Origin of the sequence: Streptomyces aurantiacus (genome assembly GCF_027107535.1) — a bacterium.
GTDB lineage: Bacteria > Actinomycetota > Actinomycetes > Streptomycetales > Streptomycetaceae > Streptomyces.
The window spans coordinates 8,272,038-8,297,614 of sequence record NZ_CP114283.1 but is presented as its reverse complement, the minus strand read 5'-3'; the positions used below and the strand labels follow the sequence as shown (position 1 = coordinate 8,297,614).

The 25,577-nt window shown below is 71.6% G+C and carries 26 protein-coding genes; 13 read left to right on the top strand and 13 right to left on the bottom strand.

Features of this window, described 5'->3' with window-relative positions; all coding sequences use genetic code 11:
- The first annotated feature begins 11 nt into the window (after positions 1-11).
- Positions 12-179 (top strand): DUF3117 domain-containing protein, encoded by a 168-nt coding sequence (locus O1Q96_RS38610; protein WP_003966491.1) that lies wholly within the window; start codon positions 12-14, stop codon positions 177-179.
- A 185-nt stretch (positions 180-364) separates the two neighbouring features.
- On the opposite strand, the gene O1Q96_RS38605 is transcribed toward O1Q96_RS38610, so the two are convergent.
- Positions 365-1,063: an O-methyltransferase gene (locus O1Q96_RS38605; RefSeq protein WP_269253895.1), complete on the bottom strand. Its 699-nt coding sequence runs from the start codon at positions 1,061-1,063 to the stop codon at positions 365-367.
- Positions 1,064-1,277: 214 nt separating this feature from the next.
- On the opposite strand from O1Q96_RS38605, the gene sigE reads away from it, so the two are divergent.
- The 5 genes from sigE to O1Q96_RS38580 all read left to right on the top strand — a co-directional run bounded on the left by sigE (position 1,278) and on the right by O1Q96_RS38580 (position 6,569).
- A complete protein-coding gene (gene sigE / locus O1Q96_RS38600; RefSeq protein ID WP_269253894.1) occupies positions 1,278-1,979 on the top strand; it encodes an RNA polymerase sigma factor SigE in 702 nt (233 codons plus the stop codon).
- Positions 1,976-2,932, top strand: a complete 957-nt coding sequence (locus O1Q96_RS38595) for an anti-sigma factor family protein (RefSeq protein WP_269252532.1) — start codon at positions 1,976-1,978, stop codon at positions 2,930-2,932. Before sigE ends, O1Q96_RS38595 begins: the two co-directional genes overlap by 4 nt.
- A gap of 139 nt (positions 2,933-3,071) precedes the next feature.
- Positions 3,072-4,907: a S1C family serine protease gene (locus O1Q96_RS38590; protein WP_269252531.1), complete on the top strand. Its 1,836-nt coding sequence runs from the start codon at positions 3,072-3,074 to the stop codon at positions 4,905-4,907.
- A gap of 259 nt (positions 4,908-5,166) precedes the next feature.
- Complete coding sequence (locus O1Q96_RS38585; RefSeq protein ID WP_269252530.1) at positions 5,167-5,622, top strand: sec-independent translocase; 456 nt, start codon at positions 5,167-5,169, stop codon at positions 5,620-5,622.
- A 290-nt stretch (positions 5,623-5,912) separates the two neighbouring features.
- Complete coding sequence (locus O1Q96_RS38580) at positions 5,913-6,569, top strand: hypothetical protein (RefSeq protein ID WP_269252529.1); 657 nt, start codon at positions 5,913-5,915, stop codon at positions 6,567-6,569.
- 147 nt (positions 6,570-6,716) lie between these two features.
- Here O1Q96_RS38580 and O1Q96_RS38575 read toward each other — a convergent pair whose 3' ends face one another.
- From O1Q96_RS38575 to O1Q96_RS38565, 3 genes are read right to left on the bottom strand one after another with little or no spacing between them, the layout of a single operon-like run.
- Positions 6,717-7,850, bottom strand: coding sequence for an Mrp/NBP35 family ATP-binding protein (locus O1Q96_RS38575; RefSeq protein WP_269252528.1), 1,134 nt, complete (start codon positions 7,848-7,850; stop codon positions 6,717-6,719).
- Positions 7,851-7,893: 43 nt separating this feature from the next.
- Positions 7,894-8,490, bottom strand: a complete 597-nt coding sequence (locus O1Q96_RS38570; protein WP_269252527.1) for a DUF1003 domain-containing protein — start codon at positions 8,488-8,490, stop codon at positions 7,894-7,896.
- A complete protein-coding gene (locus O1Q96_RS38565; RefSeq protein WP_269252526.1) occupies positions 8,480-9,796 on the bottom strand; it encodes a magnesium transporter MgtE N-terminal domain-containing protein in 1,317 nt (438 codons plus the stop codon). The genes O1Q96_RS38570 and O1Q96_RS38565 overlap by 11 nt, the downstream gene beginning before the upstream one ends.
- 200 nt (positions 9,797-9,996) lie before the next feature.
- Between O1Q96_RS38565 and O1Q96_RS38560 the strand changes: the two genes are divergently transcribed.
- Positions 9,997-10,755 carry a hypothetical protein gene (locus O1Q96_RS38560; RefSeq protein ID WP_269252525.1) on the top strand — a complete coding sequence of 253 codons (759 nt, stop codon included), beginning with the start codon at positions 9,997-9,999 and terminating at the stop codon, positions 10,753-10,755.
- A 120-nt stretch (positions 10,756-10,875) separates the two neighbouring features.
- Here O1Q96_RS38560 and O1Q96_RS38555 read toward each other — a convergent pair whose 3' ends face one another.
- Both O1Q96_RS38555 and O1Q96_RS38550 read right to left on the bottom strand, forming a co-directional pair.
- A complete protein-coding gene (locus O1Q96_RS38555) occupies positions 10,876-11,400 on the bottom strand; it encodes a hypothetical protein (protein WP_269252524.1) in 525 nt (174 codons plus the stop codon).
- Between the two features lie 22 nt (positions 11,401-11,422).
- A complete protein-coding gene (locus O1Q96_RS38550; protein WP_269252523.1) occupies positions 11,423-12,532 on the bottom strand; it encodes a magnesium and cobalt transport protein CorA in 1,110 nt (369 codons plus the stop codon).
- Positions 12,533-13,025: 493 nt separating this feature from the next.
- On the opposite strand from O1Q96_RS38550, the gene O1Q96_RS38545 reads away from it, so the two are divergent.
- On the top strand, positions 13,026-13,622 hold the full coding sequence (locus O1Q96_RS38545; protein ID WP_269252522.1) for a suppressor of fused domain protein: 597 nt from the start codon (positions 13,026-13,028) through the stop codon (positions 13,620-13,622).
- An 82-nt stretch (positions 13,623-13,704) separates the two neighbouring features.
- On the opposite strand, the gene O1Q96_RS38540 is transcribed toward O1Q96_RS38545, so the two are convergent.
- The gene (locus tag O1Q96_RS38540; RefSeq protein WP_269252521.1) at positions 13,705-14,994 is read right to left on the bottom strand and encodes an MFS transporter; all 1,290 of its coding nucleotides are present in this window, start codon (positions 14,992-14,994) and stop codon (positions 13,705-13,707) included.
- A 174-nt stretch (positions 14,995-15,168) separates the two neighbouring features.
- Between O1Q96_RS38540 and O1Q96_RS38535 the strand changes: the two genes are divergently transcribed.
- The 3 genes from O1Q96_RS38535 to O1Q96_RS38525 all read left to right on the top strand — a co-directional run bounded on the left by O1Q96_RS38535 (position 15,169) and on the right by O1Q96_RS38525 (position 17,712).
- Positions 15,169-15,810: a DUF6758 family protein gene (locus tag O1Q96_RS38535; RefSeq protein ID WP_269252520.1), complete on the top strand. Its 642-nt coding sequence runs from the start codon at positions 15,169-15,171 to the stop codon at positions 15,808-15,810.
- A 247-nt stretch (positions 15,811-16,057) separates the two neighbouring features.
- On the top strand, positions 16,058-16,924 hold the full coding sequence (locus O1Q96_RS38530) for a PHP domain-containing protein (protein WP_269253893.1): 867 nt from the start codon (positions 16,058-16,060) through the stop codon (positions 16,922-16,924).
- 182 nt (positions 16,925-17,106) lie between these two features.
- Positions 17,107-17,712, top strand: a complete 606-nt coding sequence (locus tag O1Q96_RS38525) for a MarC family protein (protein WP_269252519.1) — start codon at positions 17,107-17,109, stop codon at positions 17,710-17,712.
- 87 nt (positions 17,713-17,799) lie between these two features.
- Here the strand turns inward: O1Q96_RS38525 and O1Q96_RS38520 are convergent, their stop codons facing one another.
- On the bottom strand, positions 17,800-17,952 hold the full coding sequence (locus O1Q96_RS38520; RefSeq protein WP_007384531.1) for a hypothetical protein: 153 nt from the start codon (positions 17,950-17,952) through the stop codon (positions 17,800-17,802).
- 211 nt (positions 17,953-18,163) lie between these two features.
- On the opposite strand from O1Q96_RS38520, the gene O1Q96_RS38515 reads away from it, so the two are divergent.
- Positions 18,164-19,072: an NYN domain-containing protein gene (locus O1Q96_RS38515; protein WP_269252518.1), complete on the top strand. Its 909-nt coding sequence runs from the start codon at positions 18,164-18,166 to the stop codon at positions 19,070-19,072.
- Between the two features lie 13 nt (positions 19,073-19,085).
- Here O1Q96_RS38515 and O1Q96_RS38510 read toward each other — a convergent pair whose 3' ends face one another.
- Together O1Q96_RS38510 and O1Q96_RS38505 are read right to left on the bottom strand one after the other, a co-directional pair.
- Entirely contained in the window at positions 19,086-19,961 is an 876-nt protein-coding gene (locus O1Q96_RS38510; RefSeq protein WP_269252517.1) for an alpha/beta fold hydrolase, read from the bottom strand.
- Between the two features lie 131 nt (positions 19,962-20,092).
- The gene (locus O1Q96_RS38505; RefSeq protein ID WP_269252516.1) at positions 20,093-22,576 is read right to left on the bottom strand and encodes a DEAD/DEAH box helicase; all 2,484 of its coding nucleotides are present in this window, start codon (positions 22,574-22,576) and stop codon (positions 20,093-20,095) included.
- A 479-nt stretch (positions 22,577-23,055) separates the two neighbouring features.
- On the opposite strand from O1Q96_RS38505, the gene O1Q96_RS38500 reads away from it, so the two are divergent.
- A complete protein-coding gene (locus tag O1Q96_RS38500) occupies positions 23,056-23,793 on the top strand; it encodes a ferritin-like fold-containing protein (protein WP_269252515.1) in 738 nt (245 codons plus the stop codon).
- Positions 23,794-23,912: 119 nt separating this feature from the next.
- Here the strand turns inward: O1Q96_RS38500 and O1Q96_RS38495 are convergent, their stop codons facing one another.
- The 3 genes from O1Q96_RS38495 to O1Q96_RS38485 form a co-directional block, all read right to left on the bottom strand.
- Positions 23,913-24,182, bottom strand: coding sequence for a hypothetical protein (locus O1Q96_RS38495; RefSeq protein ID WP_269252514.1), 270 nt, complete (start codon positions 24,180-24,182; stop codon positions 23,913-23,915).
- Between the two features lie 226 nt (positions 24,183-24,408).
- Entirely contained in the window at positions 24,409-24,636 is a 228-nt protein-coding gene (locus O1Q96_RS38490) for a DUF3107 domain-containing protein (RefSeq protein ID WP_269252513.1), read from the bottom strand.
- Between the two features lie 162 nt (positions 24,637-24,798).
- Positions 24,799-25,437: a TetR/AcrR family transcriptional regulator gene (locus O1Q96_RS38485; RefSeq protein ID WP_217460117.1), complete on the bottom strand. Its 639-nt coding sequence runs from the start codon at positions 25,435-25,437 to the stop codon at positions 24,799-24,801.
- Positions 25,438-25,577: the final 140 nt, after the last annotated feature.

Genomic DNA, 25,577 nt, shown 5'->3' with positions numbered 1-25,577 from the left:
GGGGAACGAGCATGGCGGCCATGAAGCCGCGGACGGGCGATGGCCCGCTCGAGGTGACCAAGGAGGGGCGGGGCATCGTCATGCGCGTTCCGCTCGAAGGCGGCGGTCGGCTCGTCGTCGAGCTGACCCCTGACGAGGCCGACGCGCTCGGCGACGCCCTCAAGAAGGTCGTCGGCTAACGCGGAACGCGACCATACCCTTCAGCTGCCCCGGCATCAACGCGATGCCGGGGCAGCTGTCTTTCGAGGGGTACGGAGCCGCCGCGCCGCCCTGTGGGGGATGCGGCGACAGCACAGGTCGGTGCGGATCGGTGCAGGTCAGAGTGGTTCGGTGTCGCTTCGGCGCTCGCCCGGGTGAGACCGGCTCAGCGCTTGACCGCGCACAGCAGGCCGTCGCCGACCGGCAGCAGCGAGGGGATCAGCTCCTGGCTCTCGCGGATCGTGCGCAGCAGCTCGCGCAGCCGCAGCACCTCGGTGGGCTGCGGGCCCGACTCCACCGTCCGCCCGTTCGCGAAGACGCCCTCGAAGACGACGAGCCCGCCCGACCTCAGCAGGCGCAACGATTCAGCGAGGTAGTCGAGGCATTCGAGCCGGTCACCGTCGCAGAAGACGAGGTCGTACCCCGCGTCCGCGAGCCGGGGCAGGACGTCGAGCGCACGGCCCGGAATGAAGCGGGCCCGGTTGCTGGCGAAGCCCGACGCGCGGAAGGCCTGGCGGGCGAACTGCTGGTGCTCCGGCTCCGGGTCCACGGTCGTCAGTACGCCGTCCGGCCGCATGCCGTGCAGCAGATGGATTCCGGAAACCCCGGTTCCGGTACCGATCTCCGCGACCGCCTTGGCGTCCACGGTGGCGGCGAGAAGCCGCAGCGCGGCACCCGTGCCGGGCGACACCGAGCGCAGCCCTGCTTCCCGGGCCCGGTCCCGGGCCCAGTACAGCGCCTCGTCCTCGGCGACAAAGGCGTCGGCGAACGCCCAGCTCGTCAGCCGGTTGCCGGTAATGGCCCTCTCCTGTCCCCGTGGTTGCCTGGGCGTGACTGTATCCGTTGCCGCCGGGAACCCGCAGATGGGACCGGGCGTTTAGAGGGGGTGGGGAACTACGCGGGGGTAGGGGATGGATGAGGACGCCGAGCAAGTGCTGACGCAGCCATATGAGCGCGTATCAATTTCTCGTAAAACCGCTTATCCGGAGCTAACGGGCGAGGTGGCTATGGTAGGGGCTCCGCTGGACACCACCAGAGCCGACAGGGGAGGTGCGGCTGTACCTGTGGATCGAGGAGGGGTGCTCCGGCGCCTGCTCAGATCGGCGGGTGAGCCGAAATCCGTGAACAACACTGCTGACATTTCCCACACTGCCGACTCCGCGCAGACAGCGACCTTCACGTCCGACGCGGATTCGCAGGCGTGGACTCCGCCCACCTGGGAGGAGATCGTCAGCACGCACAGCGGCCGGGTGTACCGGCTCGCCTACCGCCTGACGGGCAACCAGCACGACGCCGAGGACCTGACCCAGGAAGTCTTCGTCAGGGTCTTCCGCTCGCTGTCGACCTACACGCCCGGCACCTTCGAGGGCTGGCTCCACCGCATCACCACCAACCTCTTCCTGGACATGGTCCGCCGCAAGCAGCGGATCCGCTTCGACGCCCTCGGCGACGACGCGGCCGAGCGTCTGCCCAGCCGCGAGCCCTCCCCGCAGCAGGTCTTCAACGACACGCACTTCGACGCGGACGTCCAGCAGGCCCTCGACACACTCGCACCGGAGTTCCGCGCCGCGGTCGTCCTGTGCGACATCGAAGGACTGTCGTACGAGGAGATCGCCGCGACCCTGGGCGTCAAGCTCGGCACGGTCCGCAGCCGGATCCACCGCGGCCGCTCCCAGCTGCGCAAGGCGCTCGCCCACCGCTCTCCCGAGGCCCGTGCCGAGCGCCGCGGTTTCGCGGTCACCGGAGTGCCCGCTCTGGGAGGAGGGGGCGCGAGCTCGTGAGTGGATCACGGCTGAATCCCGCCGACGGGCCCCTTGCCGAGCAGCACCTCGGCGACCGGCTCTCGGCCCTGGTGGACGGCGAGCTCGGTCACGAGGCGCGCGAGCGCGTCCTGGCCCACCTCGCCACCTGCGCGAAATGCAAGTCGGAGGCCGACGAGCAGCGACGACTGAAGAACGTGTTCGCGGAGGCCGCCCCGCCGCCGCCGTCCGAGAGCTTCCTGGCCCGACTCCAGGGGCTTCCCGGCGGAGGCGACCAGGACGGCGAGGGCCCACGACTGGGCCGGGGATCGTTCGGAGCCTCCGGGGTCTTCGACATGACGCCGGACTCCTTCGGCTACGTGCCCTCCGGCCCCCACGCGGCCGCGCTGCCCTCGGAGCAGCGCGGGTTCCGCATCCATGAGATGGGCCGGCGCGAGGCCGAGCGGTCGGCCTCCCGGGGCCTTCGCTTCGCGGCCGCCGCGGCCGGTGCCGTCTCGCTCGCCGCGATCGCGCTCGGCGGGGTGTCGACCGGTGTACCGGCGGACACCGCGGACGCGCGAGGCGGATCGGGCTCCGGAAGCAACGTGACCCCGATGCGGACGTCGGGCACCGGCGGAGCGACCAACCCCGACTCACAGCGCCGCCGGTCCGTCGCGCCGCTCCTCGCACAGGGTCAGCGGTCCTTCGCCGGGGAGGGCGGCGCGCAGACCGAGATGTCCGCGCCGCTGTTGCCCGGTGTGCCGGCACCCGGGCTCCCCGCCCCGGCGGAGCAGGACAAGGACGCGCTGCGCACGCTGACCACCCCCGTGGTGGCGGGTGCCGTCGCCATGTCCCCGCTCATGCATCACCTCGCCCCGGCCCGGCCCGTCACCCTGACCACATGGTCGTCGAGCGCGGAGTTCGAGGCGTCCGTTCTGTCGGCGGTGCCGTCCGCCGACCCGTCCGCCTCACCGGTGCCTTCCTCCTCCGGCTGAACGGGCTCTCTGCGCGGCGGCCCGTGAACCTGGTTGAATCCAGGGATGGGCCGCGCCCGCCACAGTGATCCGGGCGCGGAGATCGACGTACCGCGGTGATCGCCGACGTGCCGTGCCGCGGGTCAGGTGTGGGGAGAACATGGACGAGGGGAAGCCCACGAAGCCGAAGTGGTGGAGCCGGCCACGGACCCACGTGCCGGATCCCGCTCCGGCGGACGCGGCTTCCGCGGGGGACGGGCCGAGTGGGTTTCACGGGGGCGACATGGACGGCGACTTCGAGCTGGAGAAGCCCGCGCGTGCGGGAGCGGCCACGGTCGCGGACAGCGACACCGGAGCCGGTCCGGGTCCGGCCGCCGGACCGCTCCCGGGCGACGTGAGCGACGACGCGCGGGCACCCGTGCCCGGTGACCGGCCCCAACCCCTGCACGATCCGGACCCCTACAGCACGCCGCCGTACGGCGGACCCGGCCCCTGGGCGCCCGCGCCGCCGGTGCAGCACCCCGGACCGGCTCCCGCGCACGGCACGGCGGTGGAGGCCGTCGCTCCGCCCCAGGACCCGGCCGGGCGGGCCGGGTCCGATGCCACCGACCCGCACGCGCAGGGTGTCCTCGGCCCGGAGCTGCCCGTCGGCTACCGGTCGGCGGCCCCCCTCCACCACGCTCCCGCCCCGGCACCGCACGCCCCCGCCCCGCACACTTCCACCCCTCACCCCGCCCCGCCCCACGACTCCACTGCCCCCCAGCACGCGGCCCCCGCGGCCGCTGGGCCCCCCGCTCCCCACATCCCCTGGCAGCACTACGACCCCTGGGCCGCCGCTCCCCTCCAGAACAGTGGGGCCGCCGTCGAGACACCGGGCGAGCGCCGCGGGCGGACCCGGCGCGGCCTGGTCCTCGGGGCCGCACTCCTCGCCCTCGTGTCCGGAGGCGTCGGCGGAGCCGTGGGCGCCTACCTGGAGCGGACCGGCGGGATCGAGGACGTCGAGCTGCCGCAGGCCGGTGTCGAGGCCAAGGGCCGGGCAGCGGACAGCGTGGCCGGGATCGCGGCCAGCGCACTGCCCAGCGTGGTGACCCTGCACGTGAGCGGCTCGGACGCGCAGGGCACCGGCACGGGCTTCGTGCTCGACCGGCGTGGCCACATCCTCACCAACAACCACGTTGTCGACCCGGCGGACGGCAGCGGCGAGATATCCGTGACCTTCAGCGGTGGCCAGACCGCCCGGGCCAAGATGGTGGGCCACGACAGCGGATACGACCTCGCCGTGGTCAAGGTCAGCGGCGTCAGCGGCCTCAAGCCACTCCCGCTCGGCAACTCCGACAACGTCCAGGTCGGCGACCCCGTCGTCGCCATCGGAGCCCCCTTCGACCTGGAGAACACCGTCACCGCGGGCATCATCAGCGCCAAGGAGCGCCCCATCACGGCGGGCGGCGAGGAGGGCGACGGCAGCGACATCTCGTACGTGGACGCGCTGCAGACGGACGCCCCGATAAACCCCGGCAACTCCGGCGGGCCGCTGGTCGACTCCAAGGCCCGCGTCATCGGCATCAACAGCGCCATCCGCTCCGCCGACAGCGGCTCCGACCTGGAGGGCGGCCAGTCCGGCTCGATCGGCCTCGGATTCGCCATCCCCATCAACCAGGGCAAGCGCGTCGCCGAGGAACTCATCAACACCGGCAGGGCGACGCACCCCGTGATCGGCGTGACCCTCGACATGGAGTACAGCGGTGACGGCGCCCGCGTCGGCACCAAGAGCAACGACGGCGGCCCGCCGGTCAACCGGGGCGGCCCCGGTGCCCGGGCCGGCATCAAGGCCGGCGACGTCATCACCGAGGTCGACGGGCAGCGCGTGCACTCCGGCGAGGAGCTCATCGTCAAGACGCGTGCGCACCGGCCCGGCGACGAGCTGGAGCTGACACTGGAGCGCGACGGCAAGGAACGGAAGGTCACCCTCGTCCTGGGCTCCGCCGACGGTGACTGACCCGGGCGGGGGCCGGCGCGGACGGTGACCGGCACGGACCGGGGCCGACGGGCCGGTGGCCGGCGGATCCGGCAGGAACCGCACGGGGAGAGGCCCGCCCCCTCGCCCTCCAAGGCAAACATCCTGGAAAACCCGCCCTCCACACGCGGTCGGGGGACCCGGGACAGTACCGGACAGACAGGATCGCCGGGTACCGTGGACCCGGCCCGGACCACGGAATGACCTGCCGAGCGCCGAGGACATCGCAAGGAGCTGCAAGGTGTTCAATGACATAGGACCGCTCGAGCTGGTGACGCTCGTCGTCCTTGCCGTGCTCGTCTTCGGCCCGGAGAAGCTCCCGAAGATGATCCAGGACGTCACGCGCACCATTCGCAAGATCCGTGACTTCTCGGAGAGCGCCAAGGCGGACATCCGTGAGGAGCTGGGCCCGGAGTTCAAGGACTTCGAGTTCGAGGACCTCAACCCCAAGACGTTCATCCGCAAGCAGCTGGACAACGACGAGCTGGGGCTCAAGGAGATCCGTAACGGCTTCGACCTGAAGAAGGAGATGGCCGACGTCACGGACGCCGTGCACGGCCGGGAGATCGAGTCCTCCGCTTCCTCGTCCGCTTCCTCCTCCTCGGGGGGCTCCACCGGCGGCTCCGTCGACATGACGAAGAAGCGCGAGAAGCTCGAACCGGACGAGCGCCCGCCGTTCGACGCGGACGCCACCTGAGCCACGGGCGGACCCGCCCCGCGGCCCGCCCCCCCCCCGGGGGGGCGGCACGCCCGCCGACCGGAACACGCTTCACTTTCAGTCGAACGCCGTCCGTCTCCCCGTACACAGCCCGGATTCCGTCCCCTCGGGGCGGGCCGGATGCGACGCGTACGAGGGCCAAGTGCCGACCGGTTTCCCGGCCTGCCGGAGACCTGTGGCTATCCTGCCTAGTTGTTGTGCGGACCGGAGGAACGCCCGAAGGGGGGCGGAGCGTCCGGTTCGACTAGAGCAAGGAGGCGTCCGGGCAGATGGAGACGACAAGTCGGGTAGGCGCGCAGGCGCCGGCCGCGGAGGGCGAACAGCAGGTTCCCTCCGCCCGGCGCACGGTCGACGGCTACCTGCTGGCGCCCTTCCCGTGGTACGGCCTCGACGAGGCCTTCACGGGGCCGCGCTGGCTGATGCAGGTCGGCGCCTCGGCCGACGGGGCCATTGAGCACGGCTCGATCGGGCACGGCGACGAGCCGTCGGTACGCAGCGAGTCCACCGAGGACAAGGAACGGTTCGCGGTCGTGGTCACCGTCGCGGCCAACCCCGTGCGGCGCAGTGCCGACGGCACGGGAATGCTGGAGGCCACCTCGGTGTCCTCCGCGGCCTGGCTCGCCGGGGTGGGACTGCTGTCCTTCACCTGGCCCGGCCAGATGGACCACACCCTGCGCGACGACTGGCTGGACCAGCAGACCGAGACGGCATGGGTCCTCGCGGACGACCTGACGGGTTCCGACTGGTCGACGCTGTCCCTTCCCGTGGACGGGGTGCCGACGCCCTTCCACTACCGGGAGTCCGAGTTCGGCTGGGTCCTTGCGGGCTCCACCCAGGAAGGGGTCCACCTGGGGGCGTACGGGCGGGGCATGAGCGCGTACGGGCTGGCCTTCGCCGTGATCAAGGACATCGGTACGTACGCCTGACCGGCGGGACCGGCCGAAGGGGGCACCGTCGAGTGACGGTGCCCCCTTCGGTGTGTGCGGTCCGCCGGGTGCGGCCGGAAGGTAACCGGTCGCCGGGGGCCGGGCGCCCCTGGAGGGTCGCCCGGCCCCCGGCGTCGCGCAGGGAGCCTAGAACTTGTTCCTCGGGGTGATTCCCAGGGACATGCCCGACAGGCCGCGCTGACGGCCGCCCAGCTTGCCCGCGATGGCGCGCAGCGCGGAGCCGGCGGGGGAGTCGGGGTCGGTCAGCACCACCGGGTTGCCGTCGTCGCCGCCCTCGCGGAGGCGGACGTCGATGGGGATGGAGCCGAGGACCGGGACGGTGGCGCCGGTGGTGCGGGTCAGCCCGTCGGCGACCGACTGGCCGCCGCCCGTGCCGAAGACGTCGACCATCTCGTCGCAGTGGGGGCAGGGCAGCCCCGCCATGTTCTCGACGACGCCGACGATCTTCTGGTGGGTCTGGACGGCGATCGAGCCGGCCCGCTCGGCCACCTCGGCGGCGGCCTGCTGGGGGGTCGTCACGACGAGGATCTCCGCGTTCGGGACGAGCTGCGCGACCGAGATCGCGATGTCGCCCGTGCCCGGCGGGAGGTCCAGGAGCAGCACGTCCAGGTCGCCCCAGTAGACGTCCGCGAGGAACTGCTGGAGTGCGCGGTGGAGCATCGGGCCGCGCCACACGACGGGCGCGTTGCCGGGGGTGAACATGCCGATCGAGATGACCTTCACGCCGTGCGCCGACGGCGGCATGATCATGTTCTCGACCTGGGTCGGGCTGCCGTCGGCGCCGAGCATGCGCGGCACGGAGTGGCCGTAGATGTCGGCGTCCACGACACCGACCTTGAGGCCGTCCGCGGCCATCGCCGCCGCGAGGTTGACCGTCACGGACGACTTGCCCACGCCGCCCTTGCCGGACGCGACCGCGTACACGCGCGTGAGCGAGCCCGGTTTGGCGAAGGGGACCTCGCGCTCGGCCTGGCCGCCGCGGAGCGCGGACGCCAGGTCCTTGCGCTGCTCGTCGCTCATCACGTCCAGCGTGACGTCGACGCGCGTGACGCCCTCGACCCGCGAGACCGCCTCCGTCACGTTCTTCGTGATGGTCTCGCGCATCGGGCAGCCGGAGACGGTCAGGTACACCGCGACCGCGACCGAGCCGTCCGCGCCGAGCCCCACCGATTTGACCATCCCGAGCTCGGTGATGGGTCGCTGGATCTCGGGGTCGTTCACCGTCGCCAGTGCTTCACGCACCGCGTCTTCCGTAGCCATGGGGTCGATGGTACGGCGCCCGGCAGGCGGGCCGGAAAGCCTCTCACCGGTCGTCTACGTCACGTCCCCGAGGGTGTTCTGCCGGGAATACGACACGACCGTCGCCGCGCCCGTCGGAACGCCGGTCCTCCAGCTCCTTGACCAGGTCCTCCAGCTCGGAGCGGATCCAGTCGCGGGTGGCGACCTCGCCGAGTCCCACGCGCAGCGCGGCGATCTCCCGGGTCAGGTACTCGGTGTCCGCGATGGACCGCTCGTTCTGCTTGCGGTCCTGTTCGAGGTTGACCTTGTCGCGGTCGTCCTGCCGGTTCTGCGCGAGGAGGATCAGCGGGGCGGCGTACGAGGCCTGGAGCGAGAGCATCAGGGTCAGGAAGATGAACGGGTAGTTGTCGAAACGCAGGTCACGCGGCGCCGACACGTTCCACACCACCCACAGGATGATGACGACCGTCATCCAGACGATGAACCGCCCCGTGCCGAGGAAGCGGGCGATCCGCTCGGAGAGCCGGCCGAAGGCCTCCGGGTCGTACTCGGGCAGGAAACGGCGCCGCGGCGGCTGCGGCTGGTCGAGCCGGATGCGCGGCCGGGTGGTGGCGGTCGCCCCGGTGGCGGCCCGTTCGCGGGCCTCGCGCTCAGGAGTCATGCGGGGCCCCCTCGCCGGACGCCTGCGCGGACGGCTCCTCGGCCAGGTGGAACTCCGTCTCGCGCCAGTCCTCGGGCAGCATGTGGTCGAGCACGTCGTCCACGGTGACCGCGCCCAGCAGCGAGCCGCTCTCGTCGACGACGGGCGCCGCGACCATGTCGTACGTCGCGAAGAAACCCGCCACGACGGGCAGCACGGCCTCCGGGTCCAGCGGCCGCAGATCGTCGTCGATCATCGAGCCCACGAGCGTGTACGGCGGATCGCGCAGAAGCCGCTGGAAGTGGACCGTCCCCAGGTACTTGCCGGTCGGCGTCTCGTCCGGCGGACGGCACACGTACACCTGGGCGGCCAGCGCGGGGGAGAGGTCGGGGTTGCGCACCCGGGCGAGCGCGTCCGCGACGGTCGCGTCGGGCCGCAGCACGATCGGTTCAGTCGTCATCAGACCACCGGCCGTGCGCTCCTCGTACGCCATCAGCCGCCGTACGTCCGCCGCGTCGTCCGGACGCATCAGCGCCAGCAGCCGTTCCTTGTCCTCCTCCGGCAGCTCACCGAGCAGGTCGGCCGCGTCGTCGGGGTCCATGGCCTCCAGGACGTCCGCGGCGCGTTCCTCCTTGAGTTTGCCGAGGATCTCGATCTGGTCGTCCTCCGGGAGCTCCTCCAGGACGTCGGCCAGCCGGTCGTCGTCCAGGGCCGCCGCGACCTCGGCACGCCGTTTGGGAGACAGGTGGTGCAGGACGTTGGCGAGGTCGGCGGGGCGCAGCTGCTCGAAGGTGGCGAGCAGGTTCTCGGCGCCCTGCCCGTGCTCCTCCAGCGAGAACCCGGTGACGGCCGACCACTCGACGGTCAGCGTCTCCCCCCTGGCCCGCCGGAACGTACCGCCCGGCTTCCCCTTCCGCACGAAGACCCGGTCGATCTCCCAGTCGCGGCGGGCGGGCAGCTGCTGGATGGACACGTCCAGGACGGTGACGGTCTCGGACGGCTCGCCGGCCTCGACGAGCGTCACACGCCGGTCCAGGAGCTCACCGAGCACGAGCCGCTCGGTGGGGCGCTGCTCGAAACGCCGGACGTTCAGCACGCCGGTGGTGATGACCTGACCCGACTCGATGCCGGTCACGCGGGTCATGGGCAGGAAGATGCGGCGGCGGGTGGACAGTTCCACGACGAGGCCGAGGAGCCGAGGGGGCCGCCGTCCGACGCGCAGGATGGCGACCAGGTCGCGCACGCGTCCCACCTGGTCACCGCTCGGGTCGAAGACGGCGATGCCGGCGAGGTGCGACACGAAGATCCTGGGGGCGCCTGCCGCCATCCCAGCGCCTCCTTCCTCGTACGCGCTCCGGTACGGGTGGTATGGGTTGCCATGTCCGCTCGGGTGGGCTTCAGGCTAGCCCGTCCCGGTCGGATACGCCCTGGTGAGCGGTCCGGACGGACTGACTCCGAGAGGCGTCGCGGGCCCCGGTACGCTGCGGTACGCCGTTGAGGACAACCGCACGAGAGGCAGCGCAACCTGTGACTGCGATTCCCCAGGGACGTACCCGTAAGGCCGCGTTGGCGAGCGCCGTGTGCGCGCTCGTCGTGGCGGGGACAGGGGTGACGGGGTGCGGCGGTGACGATCCGGACGCGGGGACCAACGGGGTCGGAAAGCTGCCCCCCGCCAAGATCCAGAGCAGAACCCAGGCGGCGGCCAAGGCCGCCGAGACGGTACGGCTGTCCGGAGCGGTCGTCAGCAACAAGCGCACCTACAAGCTGGACATGCAGCTCAAGGGCGACGGCGGTACCGGCTCGGTCACCTCGAAGGGTGTGACGTTCAGGCTGCTGCGGGTCGACGAGCACCTCTTCATCAAGGCCGACGCGGACTTCTGGAACCACCAGGACGGCAAGAGCGACGACAGCACGTCCGACACCGAGGCGGCGGGCAAGCTCGACGGCATGTACGTGAAGGTCCCCAAGGGCGACCCCGCCTACAAGCAGCTCAGCGTCTTCACCGACAAGGACGTCCTGCTCGGCGGTCTCCTCGCCCTGCACGGCGAACTCGCCACCGACGGCCACCACGAGCTGAACGGCGTCCGCACCATCCGCCTCACCGGCGACAAGGGCTCCGGCGGCGAGATCGACATCTCGCTGGAGGGCAAGCCCTACCCGCTGCTCCTCGTCCGCGCCGGCGACGCGGGCACGATCCGCCTGACGGACTGGGGCAAGGACTTCGAGCTCAAGGCACCGGAAAAGGACGAGATGGTCGACTACGGACAGCAGCTCCCGACCTCCTGAGAGCGGCCGCTCTTCAGGGGCGCGGGGGACTGCGCGCTCAACCCCCACTCACCCGCACTCGAGATCGACCCGCCGCGCCCCGACCCGCCCCACTCCCGCTTCGGCTCCCGCGCGGAGCGCTCAGCGCCTGCGCTTCTTGAACAGCAGCCGCGGCAGCCCCGCCGGGGCCGCCCGACGCGTGGTCGCCGACGTCGGCACGGGCGCCGCGGCCAGCGACCCGTCGGGCAGCGCCGTCGTGGAACCCGTCGGCGCGAGCCGCACCACCCGGCACTCGCGGGCCCACCGCTCCGGCATGGCCTCGCCGTCCGGGGCGTTCAGCCGCTTGCCCTTCAGCTCGCCGACCGTCACGTCCCACTCCTCGGACCCGGGAGCCAGCTCCACGACCTTCGCGGACCAGGAGACGAGGCGGCCGCCCTTGTCCTTGCTGCGGACGGTGACAACGGCGTCGCCGCCGTCCACGAGGTCCGGCAGCGGCTGTTCGCCGGGCCCGTCCCCGACCAGACACACGGCCCCGTCGTGCCACACGTGCCACAGGGCCCGGGACGACGCCCCGTCCTCCTGGCCCGGGAGCCCCCGCACCCAGACGAGCCCGGACTTCTTGGTGGCCTCCTCGACGAGGGCCTGGTCGAGCAGCTGATCCGTCATGGGGCCAGCGTAGCCGGGGCCTTCAGAGCCAGCCGTTGCGCTTCAGGGTGCGGTGGATGCCGAGGCAGAGCACCACCGTGATGCCCATGATCACGGGGTAGCCGTACCGCCAGTGCAGCTCCGGCATGTGGTCGAAGTTCATGCCGTACACACCGCACACCATCGTCGGCACGGCGATGATCGCCGCCCAGGACGTGATCTTGCGCATGTCCTCGTTCTGCGCGACGGACGCCTGAGCGAGGTTGGCCTGGAGGATCGAGTTGAGCAGTTCGTCGAAGCCGACGACCTGCTCCTGCACCCGCGCCAGGTGGTCGGCGACATCGCGGAAGTACTTCTGGATGTCGGGGTCGACCAGCCGCATCGGCCGCTCGCTCAGCAGCTGCATGGGGCGCATCAGGGGCGACACCGCGCGCTTGAACTCCAGGACCTCACGCTTGAGCTGGTAGATCCGCGCGGAGTCGACACCGCGCGAGACCCCGCCCCGGCGGCCGGGCGAGAACACCTCGGTCTCGACCTCGTCGACGTCGTCCTGCAGGGCGTCGGCGACGGCGACGTACCCGTCGACGACATGGTCGGCGATGGCGTGCAGCACGGCAGAAGGGCCCTTGGTGAGCAGCTCCGGGTCGTCCTGCAGCCGGTGCCGCAGCGCCCGCAGCGAGCCCTGCCCGCCGTGCCGGACGGTGATGAAGAAGTCCCGCCCGGTGAAGCACATCACCTCGCCGGTCTCCACGACCTCGCTGGTGGCGGTGAGTTCGTCGTGCTCGACGTAGTGGATGGTCTTGAAGACGGCGAACAGGGTGTCGTCGTACCGCTCCAGCTTGGGCCGCTGGTGGGCGTGGACGGCGTCCTCGACGGCCAGCGGGTGCAGCCCGAACTCGGCGGCGATACCGGCGAACTCGTCCTCGGTCGGCTCGTGCAGACCGATCCAGGCGAACCCTCCGTCGCGCCGCACCTGACGGATCGCCGCACGCGGCGTCAGGCTGTCGTCGGACGGGAGGCGGGCGCCGTCGCGGTAGACCGCGCAGTCCACGACGGCCGAACTCTCCGCGGCGGACCGGGTGGTGTCGTACGCGCCGCCGTCCTTGCGCATCGAGGGGCGGACCGCGGCACGCAGGTTGTGGATCATCGACATGGCTGGCTCCTTCGCGAACGAAGACCACCGACGACGGGTGGAACTACCCGGAATGGGGACGTCCTGACTTCGGATGTTTGGCACGTCCACAAAGCGGGGAGCACCGCACCGTCACGGTGGCAGCTTCGCTACTGATACAGATCAGAAAAACTCAGACAGATCAGGAAAAACGAAGTGCTCTTCCGTTGTGACCGGACCGGCCATGACGCGAGTGCGTGAGGTGGCAGCCAGGAGAGCGTGAGCTCTGGAGCTGAGCGGGACTCAGCAGCCGGAAGAGCGGGTGGTACTACCTGGTCGACTTCGATCCATGGAGCCCCACCTCCTCCGGCCGGTCCCCCGTGGGGGAGTCTCTTGCGTCGAGACTGTCGAGACGTGGGTCGGGACTCGAGAGCGACGCTTCTGCGTGCTGCCCCGACCAGCGGCCCAGAGTACCAGCCGCCTGAAGTGTCAAGCCGTGGCTTTGCCCGCTACCGACGAGTTCTATGCTCGGCGCATGGCTGATGTTCTTCCTCTGGTGGAGGCCCGGTTGCGCAGTGCGCTGGGCGAACCGGACGCGCGCGCCGCGGTGACCTTCCTCGGTACGGACCGTATCGAGGTGCTCCGCTTCACCGACGCGGGCACCGGCACGGGGATCGTCCGCTACGCGACGCTCGGCATGTCCGCCCAGCCGATGGCCGACCCCACGGCGGTCGTCGCCGACCCGGTCGCGGGCCCGCGCGCCGAGCTCGTCCTCTCCGTGCGGGCCGGTGCCGCCGACACCGACAAGGTGCTCCGCCCGCTCGCCGTACTGGCCGCCTCTCCGCAGGTGGAGGGCCTGGTCGTGGCCCCCGGTGCCTCGCTGGACGTGGGTGACCCGCTGTGGCCCGGAGCCCCCTTCACGTCCGTCCTGGTCGCCGAGCCGGGCGGCCTCGTCGAGGACCTCGAACTGGACGCGCCCCTCGATCCCGTACGGTTCCTGCCGCTGCTGCCCATGACACCGAACGAGGCCGCCTGGAAGCGGGTGCACGGTGCGGGAGCCCTCCAGGAGCGCTGGCTCGCGAGCGGAACGGACCTGCGCGACCCCTCGCGCAGGTCCGTGACCCTGGACTGACACCCAACGGCCGCCCGGGGAAGTCCGGTTGGGAATCTCACACTCCGGCCGACCGTCGTCCGGCCTGTGAACACGCAGGGCCTCAGCCCGCGAAGACGGTGACGCCGTCCTCGGCCGCGTGCCGCTCCTCCAGCTCCTCCGCCATGGGGGTCCCCCCGCTCGAGCGAAGCCGAGAGTGGGGGAGCGTGAGGGCGTTCCGGCGTACGAGGACGACGAGCGCGCCCAGCACCGCCGTGACCGCCGCGACGACGAACGGGACGTGGATGTCGGTCCACTCCTCGATCCGCGGTGCGAAGAAGGGGGCGGCGGCGGCCGCGAACCAGCGGACGAAGTTGTAGCCGGCGCTCGCCACCGGGCGGGGAGCGTCCGAGACGCCGAGGGCGAGTTCCGTGTAGACGGTGTTGTTCACACCGATGAAGGCGCCGGAGAGGATCGTGCAGACGACGGCCGTGGTGTGGCTGCCGTATCCGAGGACGAGCACGTCGGCCGCGAGCAGCAGCAGCGAGCCGCCGAGCACCTTCAGCGAACCGAACCGGGCCTGCACACGCGGTGCCACGAGCACCGAGAACACGGCGAGCAGCAGGCCCCAGGCGAAGAAGACCGCGCCGGACCTGTACGGGCTCATGTCCAGCACGAACGGCGTGAAGGCCAGCACGGTGAAGAACGTGTAGTTGTAGAAGAACGACGAGGCGGCGACCGAGGCGAGTCCGCCGTGACCGAGGGCCTTGACCGGGTCGAGCAGGCCCGTCTTCCGTGCCGGCTTCGGCTGCTCCTTCAGGAACACCGTGATGCACAGGAACCCGATCGCCATCAGGAACGCGGTGCCGAAGAACGGGTAGCGCCAGCTGGCGTCACCGAGCAGCGCGCCCAGCAGGGGTCCGCAGGCCATGCCGAGGCCCAGTGCGGACTCGTACAGCAGGATCGCCGCCGCGCTTCCGCCCGCCGCCGCGCCGACGATGACGGCGAGGGCCGTGGAGACGAACAGGGCGTTGCCGAGCCCCCAGCCCGCCCGGAATCCGACGAGTTCGCCGACCGAGCCGGACGTGCCGGACAGCCCGGCGAAGACCACGACCAGTGCCAGGCCGAGGAGCAGGGTCCGGCGGCCGCCGATACGGCTGGAGACGAAGCCCGTGACCAGCATCGCGAGGGCGGTGATCAGGAAGTACGAGGTGAAGAGCAGGGAGACCTGGCCGGCGGTGGCGTCCAGGCCCTTGGCGATGGACGGCAGGATCGGGTCGACGAGGCCGATGCCCATGAAGGCGACGACGGATGCCCCGGCGGTCGCCCAGACCGCCTTCGGCTGACGCAGGAGGCCGCCGGCTCCCGCGTCGAACGTGTCCCCTTCGGTGGGGCCTCCCGTGCTGCTGTTCATGTCCGCTCCTTCACTGCTCGCGGGGGGATCGTTGGCGTTTACACATAATAAGTTAGCTCGGCTAATGAATGCAAGTTACATCTAGTTTTTCGAGGTGGGGGAGCGGTGACAGGCACACGCCGGACGGGTGATCGTCCTTGACGCGGCGAAAGACGGAGAGGACCGTTGGGCTCTATGAGGGGCGAACCCAGTTGCCCGAAGTGTGGTGGCCGGGTCAGGGCTCCCGGCCTCTTTGCCGACTCCTGGCAGTGCGATGTGCACGGCATCGTGCATCCGCTGCAGCCCGTGATCCCGCCCAGCGTCGAGGCCCTCGGTGTGGTCGTGCACCGTGCGCGTGTACCGGTGTGGATGCCGTGGCCGCTGCCTGTCGGCTGGCTCTTCACGGGGGCGGCGTTCGCCGGGGACGACCGCAGCGGCGGCCGGGCCACGGCCGTGGCGTGCTCCGGACCGGGACCGCTCGGCGGCATAGGAGAGCTGGTGCTCGTCGCCGAGGAGCTCGGCGTCGGGCTCGGCGCGCGGTACGCGGGAATGGACGGCCCCGACCCGGGCCCGTACATGAACGTCGAGAAGCCCGCCCAGACGAAGGTGCTGGCCGCGGGGCGGCCCACGCCGCTGTGGCACGTCTCCGGGACGCCCGACGACCGCGCCGTCTTCGCGGGCGAGGCGCGGGGGCTGTGGCTGTGGGCCGTCGTGTGGCCCGAGCAGGCCGGGCTGCTGATGTACGACGAGCTGGTGCTGACCGACCTGCGGGACGCCGGGGCCGAGGTGGACCTGCTGCCCTGCGGGGCGCTGTCGCCGCGGATCCTCGAGCCGTGACGCCGCCCCTGCGGCGGGCTCGGTGGGTTCGGGAGGTTCGGCGGCCACCGGCGCGGGGCGTCTGCGGCCGCCCGGCTACGCGTCGGACGCGGCCGGGCGAGCGGTTCCCGCGGCCCTGAGGGGCGGTCGGGGCGCCGCGAGGCGGTTGTAGGGGGCACAGCCCCATTACGGGTGTGACAGAGCTGGTCGGGCGGGCCGCTATCCTTGAGCGGTCCCTCTTGTTCCGTCCGTGTCTGGAGCCCGCGTCGTGCGCATCGATCTGCACTGCCACTCCACGGCCTCCGACGGTACGGACACCCCGGCCGAGCTGGTGCGGAACGCGGCAGCGGCCGGTCTCGACGTCGTCGCGCTGACCGACCACGACACCACCCGCGGATACGCCGAGGCCATCGCGGCCCTGCCCGCCGGACTGACCCTGGTGACCGGCGCGGAGCTCTCCTGCCGCCTCGACGGCGTCGGCCTGCACATGCTCGCGTACCTCTTCGACCCCGAGGAACCGGACCTGCTGCGCGAGCGCGAACTCGTGCGCGACGACCGGGTGCCGCGGGCCCGCGCGATGATCGGCAGGCTGCAGGACATGGGCGTGCCCGTCACCTGGGAGCAGGTGGCGCGCATCGCGGCCGGTGGGTCCGTGGGCCGGCCGCACATCGCCACCGCGCTGGTCGAGCTGGGGGTCGTGCCCACGGTGTCGGACGCGTTCACGACCGAGTGGCTCTCCGACGGCGGCCGGGCACACATCGAGAAGCACGAGTCGGACCCCTTCGAGATGATCCGGCTGGTCAAGGCCGCGGGCGGAGTGACCGTCCTCGCGCATCCCGCCGCCGCCAAGCGGGGGCGGACCGTACCGGAGTCCGCGATCGCCGAACTGGCCGCGGCGGGCCTCGACGGGATCGAGGTCGACCACCTGGACCACGACCCGGCCACCCGGGCCCGGCTGCGCGGCCTCGCGGGCGAACTGGGGCTGCTGGCGACCGGGTCCAGCGACTACCACGGCAGCCGCAAGACATGCGAGCTCGGGGACTTCACGACCGATCCCGAGGTCTACGGCGAGATCACCCGGCGGGCGACCGGCGCGTTCCCCGTGCCCGGCACGGGCGGGACCGCGGGCGCGTAACGCTTCGCGGGCAGAAGCCGCGACCCGAGACCGCCGCATCAGGCCGTGGGCCGATCGTGCACCCCGCACCGGGCGGGCGGTCACCCCAGGCCGTACCCACGCGGCGGCGCCGCAACGACGTCCCGCACCGCCCCCCGAGGGGCACGCTCACCTCTTCTCCGACACTCCGCAAGGCCTCCCTCATGTTCGACCTCGCCGTCTTCGGCTCCCTCTTCCTCACGCTCTTCGTCATCATGGATCCCCCCGGGATCACCCCGATCTTCCTCGCGCTGACGGCCGGACGTCCGGCCAAGGTGCAGAAGCGCATGGCCTTCCAGGCCGTCTGCGTGGCCGGCGGTGTCATCACCGTCTTCGGGCTCCTCGGCCACCAGATCCTGGACTACCTGCATGTGTCGGTCCCCGCGCTGATGATCGCGGGCGGACTGCTGCTCCTGCTCATCGCGCTCGACCTGCTCACGGGCAAGACGGACGAACCCCAGCAGACGAAGGACGTCAACGTCGCCCTCGTACCGCTGGGCATGCCGCTGCTCGCCGGTCCCGGTGCGATCGTGTCCGTCATCCTGGCCGTGCAGAAGGCCGACAGTGCGGCGACCCGGGTGTCGGTGTGGGCGGCGATCGTCGCCATCCACGTCGTGCTGTGGGTGGTGATGCGGTACTCGCTGCTGATCATCCGGGTCATCAAGGACGGCGGTGTCGTGCTGGTCACGCGGCTCGCGGGCATGATGCTCTCCGCGATCGCCGTGCAGCAGATCATCAACGGGGTCACGATGGTTGTCCAGAACAGTTGAACACCTCGTGGAACGCGGCCGCACACGCGAAACCCCCGCCCGGCGTCGAGCCGGACGGGGGTTCCGAAGTCTGTCAGACGTCCGCTGTTACGAGGCCGAGGTGTCGGCCGGGCGGATCCAGAGGCGCTGCCCGATGGCGGCGGCCTGCTGGACGATCCGGTTGACGGAGGCGGCGTCCACGACGGTGCTGTCCACGGGCGTGCCGTCGACGTCGTCGAGTCGCATGATTTCGAAGCGCAAGGGCTTCTCCCTTCGTCTGGTCATCCTCCTGAAGGAGAACTACTGGTGGGTGGGTGAGTGGGGCGTCAGTGCCCCTCGTTCCCGTAGGAGTCAACGGGATGCTTGTTACGAACATTCCCTACGCTAAAGAAAATTTTCGAACGTCTAACTACTTGCGAGTACCGGGACCGACTGTGTTCACACGGTAACGTCCTGCGACAATGAGGCGCATATGAATGACGACTTCGCGGCAGCCGACGATCTCGCCGCCCTCGGCGCGCGCATAGACCGCTCGAACGAGCTGCTCCAGCGCGTGCTCGCCGAGGTGGCGAAGACGCCGTCGACCCACGCGATCTTCGTCGACGCCGGGTATCTGTACGCGGCCGCGGGCCGGCTCGTCGCCGGGACGGAGGACCGCCGGGCCTTCGAGCTGGACGCCGAGGGGCTCCTCGAGGCACTCATCGACCGGGCCCGCACGATCTTCGCGGACAGCAGGCTCCTGCGCGTCTACTGGTACGACGGGGCGCGGCGCCGCATCCACACCGCGGAACAGCAGTCCATCGCGGAGCTGCCCGACGTCAAGGTCCGGCTCGGCAACCTCAACGCCAACAACCAGCAGAAGGGCGTCGACTCCCTGATCCGTTCCGATCTGGAGTCCCTGGCCCGGCACCGCGCCATCAGCGACGCGACGCTCATCGGCGGCGACGAGGACCTGGTCTCGGCCGTCGAGGCGGCGCAGGGATACGGGGCTCGGGTCCACCTCTGGGGCATCGAGGCACCGGAGGGCCGCAACCAGGCGGAGCCGCTGCTGTGGGAGGTCGACAGCCAGCGCACCTTCGACCTGGAGTTCTTCAAGCCGTACGTCGCCCGGCGCACCGCCGCCTCGTACGACACGGCGGTGAGCAGGCCGACCCGCGAGGACGTGCGGTTCGTGGGAGCGCAGATCGTCGCGAAATGGCTGGCCGCGCGGGGACGGGAGTCGCTGGCGGAGCTGCTGCCCGGGCCGTATCTGCCCGGCCCGGTCGACCAGGACCTGCTGGTGGAGGCCGAGGGGCTGCTGCAGTACTCGCTGCGGGGGCAGGCCGATCTGCGCAGGGCGCTGCGGGACGGCTTCTGGGAGCACCTGCAGGGCCAGTACTGACCCTGCAGGCCTCTCAGCCGACGACGACCCGGTCCCAGAACGCGGCCAGGGCCTCGGCGGTCTCCAGGGGGCGGTCGGCGTTGGGGGAGTGCTCGGCGCCGGGGACGACCGTGCGATGTGCCTCGAGGCGTACGGCCATGTCGTCGAGGAGCGGGACCGGCCAGGTGTCGTCGCGTTCGCCCGACAGGACGTGCACGGGCAGCCGTACGGCTGCCAGCTCGGCCACCCGGTCGGGTTCCTCGCACAGCAGCCGTCCCGCGACGGTGAGCTGGGCCGGGCTGTTGCCGAGCCAGCGCCGCCTCAGGTCCTCCTGGTCGTCGAGGCCGGCGTCCAGGTCGCCCTCGGCGTCCTCCGGCGGGTCCAGCGCTCTGATCGCCTCCCACACCTGATCCATGTCCATCACGGCGAGCGCGTCCCGCAGGAGCTTCACCCGCTGCTGCTGGGAGGGGGAGATCTCCGCGGGCCCGGAGGCCACCAGGGTGAGCGACCGGAAACGGGCTGGGGCCAGCAGGACGGCCGCCCGGGCGACCTGGCCGCCGAACGAATGCCCCAGGAGGTGGAACCGTTCCCCGGGGCGGTCGGTCAGCGCGTCGGCCTGAGCGAGCACATCCTGCGCCAACTCGGCTTGCGCGTAAGGGGTTTCGTCGTCCCGGGGGCCCGGTGACTCGTACTGGCCGCGGCCGTCCACCGCGACGGTCCGGTACCCGGCCGCCGCCAGCGGTTCGTGCAGCGAGATGAAGTCCTCCTTGCTGCCGGTGAACCCGGGCAGCAGCAACGCGGTTCCCTTCACGGGAGTGCCCGCGTCGATCACGGCGAACTCCCCGCGCGCGGTGCCGAGGCGGTACGCGCGGGCTCCGGAGGGCGGGACGAAGGTGGCGGGCCTGCTCATGGGAAGGAGGCTATCCGGGGAACCTCCCTGGCGGCATACCGGGAGGGGCCGCGACGCGGTACCCACGGCGGGGCCGTGGAACGCCGACGGCCCGGCCCCCACCACGGGGACCGGGCCGTCGGTGGTGTGTCTCAGCTGTCCGCGGCCTCGACGGGCGCGGCCGTCTTGCGCGCACGGCGGGGCCTGGCCGCCGGGGCGGCCTCGGCCGGAACGGCTTCCGCGACCGCGTCCGTGGCCTTGGCGGCCGTCTTGCGGGTGCGGCGCGGCTTGGCCGGAGCCTCGGCCGGGGCGGCCTCGGTGGCCTGGGCCGGGATGCCGGCCTCGGCGACCGTGGCCTTGCGGGTGCGGCGCGGCTTGACCTCGGTGGCCTCGGCCGTGTCCACGGCGCTCTCCGCGGCCTCCGCGGGTGCGGCGGCCTTGCGGGTGCGCCGCGGCTTGGTGGCCGTGGCCTGCGGTGCCTCGGCCGTCGTGCCCTCGGCGGTGTCCACCGCGGTCTCGGCGGCCTTGCGCGTACGCCGGCGCGGCTTGGCCTCCGCGACGGGCGCCTCCTCCACCGGAGCGACGGGGGCGGCTTCGGCGACCGCGGCCTTGCGGGCGCGGCGCCGCGGCTTGACCTCGGGCTCCTCGGTCGCCTGGGCGGGGATTCCGGCCTCGGCGACCGGGGCGGCCTCGGCGGCCTTACGGGTCCGGCGGCGCGGCTTGGCCTCCGCGGCCTCGGCGGTGTCCAGGGCGGCCTCGGCGGCCGGGGCGGCGGCCTTGCGGGTCCGGCGCGGCTTGGCCTCGACGGCCTCGACCGGGTCCACGACGGCTTCCACCGCGGCTTCGGCGGCCTTGCGCGTACGCCGACGGGGCTTGGTCTCGGCGACCGCCGCCACCTCGACGGCCGTGCCCTCGGCGGTGTCCACCGCGGTCCCGGCCGCCTTGCGGGTGCGACGGCGCGGCTTGGTCTCGGTGACCTCGGCGACCTCGGCGACCTGGGCCGGCTCGGCCGCGGGGGCCTCCTCGACGACGGCGGCCTCGGGCTGCGCGACCTCCGCCGTGCGACGCGTACGACGGCGACGCGGCTTGCCCTCGCTGTCCACCGCCGCGGTCTCGGCGGCCGGTGCGGTGGCCTCGACGGCCGCGACCTCGACAGCCGTGCCCTCGGCCGTGGCGACCGCCGTCACGGCGGCCTCCGACCCGGATCCGGCACGCGTACGGCGACGCCGGCGCGGGGTGCGCGACTCCGTGGCCGGGGCCGACTCGGTGGTGTCCTGCGTGCTCTGCGGGGTCTGCGCGCTCTGCGGCTCCGCGGCGTCCAGCGCCGTGCCGTTGCGCGTACGACGGCGGCGGCGCGGGGTGCGCGCCGGACGCTCACGCTCGCGCTCGGCGACCGGGGCGGGACCGGCGGAACGGCCACCGCGGCCGCGAGCGCCGCGCCCGCCGGTCTCGCCGAGGTCCTCGACGGCCTCGGCCGAGAGACCGGCGCGGGTGCGCTCGCCACGCGGGAGGACACCCTTGGTGCCCGCCGGGATGCTCAGCTCTTCGTAGAAGTGCGGGGACGTGGAGTACGTCTCCGGCGGGTCGCTCAGGCCGAGGTCCAGCGCCTTGTTGATGAGCTGCCAGCGCGGGATGTCGTCCCAGTCGACGAGGGTGATCGCGATGCCCTTGGCGCCCGCGCGGCCCGTACGGCCGATGCGGTGCAGGTACGTCTTCTCGTCCTCGGGGGACTGGTAGTTGATGACGTGCGTGACGCCCTCGACGTCGATGCCGCGCGCGGCCACGTCGGTGCAGACGAGCACGTCCACCTTGCCGTTGCGGAAGGCGCGCAGCGCCTGCTCGCGGGCGCCCTGGCCGAGGTCGCCGTGGACCGCGCCGGAGGCGAAGCCGCGCTGCTGCAGCTGGTCGGCGAGGTCCGCCGCCGTCCGCTTGGTGCGGCAGAAGACCATCACGAGACCGCGGCCGTCGGCCTGCAGTATCCGCGAGACCATCTCCGGCTTGTCCATGTTGTGCGCGCGGTAGACGTACTGCTTGGTGTTGCGCACCGTCTGGCCGGCGTCGTCCGGCGAGGTGGCGTTGATATGCGTGGGCTGCGACATGTAGCGGCGCGCGAGGCCGATGACCGCACCCGGCATGGTCGCCGAGAACAGCATCGTCTGGCGGCGGGCCGGCAGCATGTTGATGATCCTCTCGACGTCGGGCAGGAAGCCCAGGTCGAGCATCTCGTCGGCCTCGTCGAGGACGAGGGACTTGATGTGCTTGAGGTCGAGCTTCTTCTGGCCCGCGAGGTCCAGCAGACGGCCCGGGGTGCCGACGATCACGTCGACGCCCTTCTTCAGGGCCTCGACCTGCGGCTCGTACGCCCGGCCGCCGTAGATGGCGAGAACGCGGACGTTGCGGACCTTGCCGGCCGTCAGCAGGTCGTTCGTGACCTGCGTGCACAGCTCGCGCGTCGGGACGACGACGAGGGCCTGCGGGGCGTCGGTGAGCTGCTCGGGCTTCGCCCGGCCCGCCTCGACGTCCGCGGGGACGGTCACGCGCTCGAGGAGCGGGAGGCCGAAGCCCAGCGTCTTGCCGGTGCCGGTCTTGGCCTGGCCGATGACGTCCGTGCCGGTAAGGGCGACGGGGAGCGTCATCTCCTGGATGGGGAAGGCACTGGTGATACCGACGGCCTCAAGGGCTTCGGCGGTCTCGGGAAGGATTCCGAGCTCTCGGAAAGTAGTCAGGGTGCTGCCTCTTCTGTGTACGCGGTGCGAGGCGAGCGCGGGGGTCGTGTTGGGACCGTGCCGGGGACGTCGGCCGCTCTTGACGGGCGGGCCGGGTGGCATGGGACCACTGCCGACGCTCGAGCGCTCGTACCGCTGAGGGTTCCCTCCGGGTGTCGTACGCAATGTGCCGTACCGACGGGGAGGGCTGTCGGGTCGGAGCCGATCGGGCCTCCGACCGGGCATCCTCATTCGTATCGCCCGTCGAGTTACGTAGATCAACTCAGCGAGCGCATTACCACCATACCCCGGAATCACGCATATGCGATGGCCGATTTGGTCACGTAGCCGTTGTCACACTGATTGACCAGGGCCTTCCGCCGTACGGCGGGCGGGCTATTGTGCGCTTCATGACGACCCCTGACAACGCTTCCGACGTACCCGCCGAACACACCGGAGTCGCCGCCCAGGACTGGGCGAAGGCCTCCGTCGACCCCCAGTACCGTGCCGCGGTCGTGGATCTGCTCGGGGCGCTCGCGTACGGGGAGCTGGCGGCGTTCGAGCGGCTCGCGGAGGACGCCAAGCTGGCGCCGACGCTCGCGGACAAGGCGGAGCTGGCGAAGATGGCCTCGGCGGAGTTCCACCACTTCGAGCAGCTCAGGGACCGGCTGACCGGGATCGGGGCGGAGCCGACGCAGGCGATGGAGCCCTTCGTCGCCGCGCTCGACGGGTTCCACCGGCAGACGGCCCCGTCCGACTGGCTGGAGGGGCTCGTCAAGGCGTACGTCGGCGACTCGATCGCCAGTGACTTCTACCGGGAGGTCGCGGCCCGGCTCGACTCCGACACCCGGCGGCTCGTACTGGGTGTGCTCGACGACACGGGGCACGCCTCGTTCGCCGTCGAGAAGGTGCGGGGCGCCATCGACGCGGATCCGCGGGTGGGCGGGCGGCTCGCGCTGTGGGCGCGGCGGTTGATGGGAGAGGCCCTGTCGCAGTCGCAGCGAGTGGTCGCCGACCGGGACGCGCTGTCGACGATGCTCGTCGGCGGTGTCGCCGACGGGTTCGATCTCGCCGAGGTGGGCCGGATGTTCTCGCGGATCACCGAGGCGCACACGAAGCGGATGGCGGCGCTGGGCCTGGCCGCCTGAGCCGTCTCGGCGCGGTCCGTCGCCCGCGGGTGGGCGGGAACACCCCAGGGCCGCGCTGTTTCCCGCGCACCCTCGGGGTGTACCTCAGCCGGCCGGGTCGTCGCCCTCGGAGTCGTCGCTCACACCGTCGCCGAGCGGCGGTGGAGTCTTCCCGCCGGGCGCAGGAGCAGCGACACGGAGGCCGCCGAGACGGCGACCGCGCCGAGCATCACCGGCAGGAAGCCGACGGAGCCCAGAGCGGTGTGGGTCAGGAAGGCGCCGAAGAGGGCGCCCGCGATGCCCGTCGACAGGACGAGGCGACGGACCGGCAGGCGGTGCGGCAGGCGGTGTGCCGCCGTCCAGGCCAGAGCCAGACCGAGGATCGCGGAGCCGAGCGCTTCCAACAACATAAGGGGTCCCTCCCGCACGGCAGTGTGCACTTCGGTCGTAGCCCGTCATACCCGTGACCTGCGGAATGCAATCCCCTCCGCGGACGGCATGTGCTCCATCCGTGAAGCCCGCGCGAGCGGACGCGACCGCCCCGGGGCGGCCGTGCGCGGGCACCGAAGCGGAGACGGCGGCGGGCATGGAAAAGGGGCTCGGCGGCCGATGCCGCCGAGCCCCTTCCCTCACGCCCTACAGCGCGCTGAAGCCCACCTTGCGGGTCGTCGGCTCGCCGAGCTCCACGTAGGCGAGGCGGTCCGCAGGGACCAGGACCTTGCGGCCGTGGTCGTCCACGAGGGTGAGCAGCTGCGACTTGCCTGCCAGCGCCTCGGACACAGCGCGCTCGACCTCTTCAGGGGTCTGACCGCTCTCCAGAACGATCTCGCGAGGCGCGTGCTGCACGCCGATCTTGACCTCCACGGCTATGTCCCTCCGACGGTCACTGATGTGCGCGTTCGTCCGCGCCGTACGCAGCACACACTAGCCCGGTGAGGGGACGTACATGCTCCGCCCGAGAACGCCAGGAGCGAACACTCTGTGGGAACAAAGTGGCCTCCGGTGATGACCCGCGGTGCTGGGTGCTCAGTGCTCCGTGCCGTGCAGGGGGAAACCGGCGATGCCGCGCCATGCCAGCGAGGTCAGCAGCTGGACGGCCTCGTCGCGGGGCACGCTGCGGTCGCTGTGCAGCCACGAGCGGGCCACCACCTGGGCGAGGCCGCCGAGGCCGGAGGCGAGGAGCATGGACTCGGCCTTGGACAGACCGGTGTCCTCCGCGATGACCTCGCAGATGGCCTCCGCGCACTCGAACGTGACCTTGTCCACGCGCTCGCGCACCGCGGGCTCGTTCGTCAGGTCCGACTCGAAGACCAGGCGGAACGCGCCGCCGTCGTCCTCCACGTACGCGAAGTAGGCGTCCATGGTGGCCCGGACACGCAGGCTGTTGTCCGTGGTGGACGCCAGCGCGGTCCGTACGGCCTGCAGCAGTGACTCGCAGTGCTGGTCCAGCAGCGCCAGGTAGAGATCGAGCTTGCCGGGGAAGTGCTGGTAGAGAACCGGCTTGCTGACGCCCGCGCGTTCGGCGATGTCGTCCATCGCGGCCGAGTGGTATCCCTGCGCAACGAACACTTCCTGGGCGGCGCCGAGGAGCTGGTTGCGTCGGGCACGGCGCGGCAGGCGTGTGCCCCGCGGGCGTGCTGCCTCTGTCTGCTCGATGGCTGTCACGCCGCCTCCCAAAATCGTCCACATGCGGTGAGCGCCGCGCGGCCATCGTACTTTTCGGTAACCGTGGTGTGCGCGGTGCGAGCGCAGAATTTCACGGACCGGACGCCGGTGAAATCGCGCATAACGCGCCATAGGGGGGT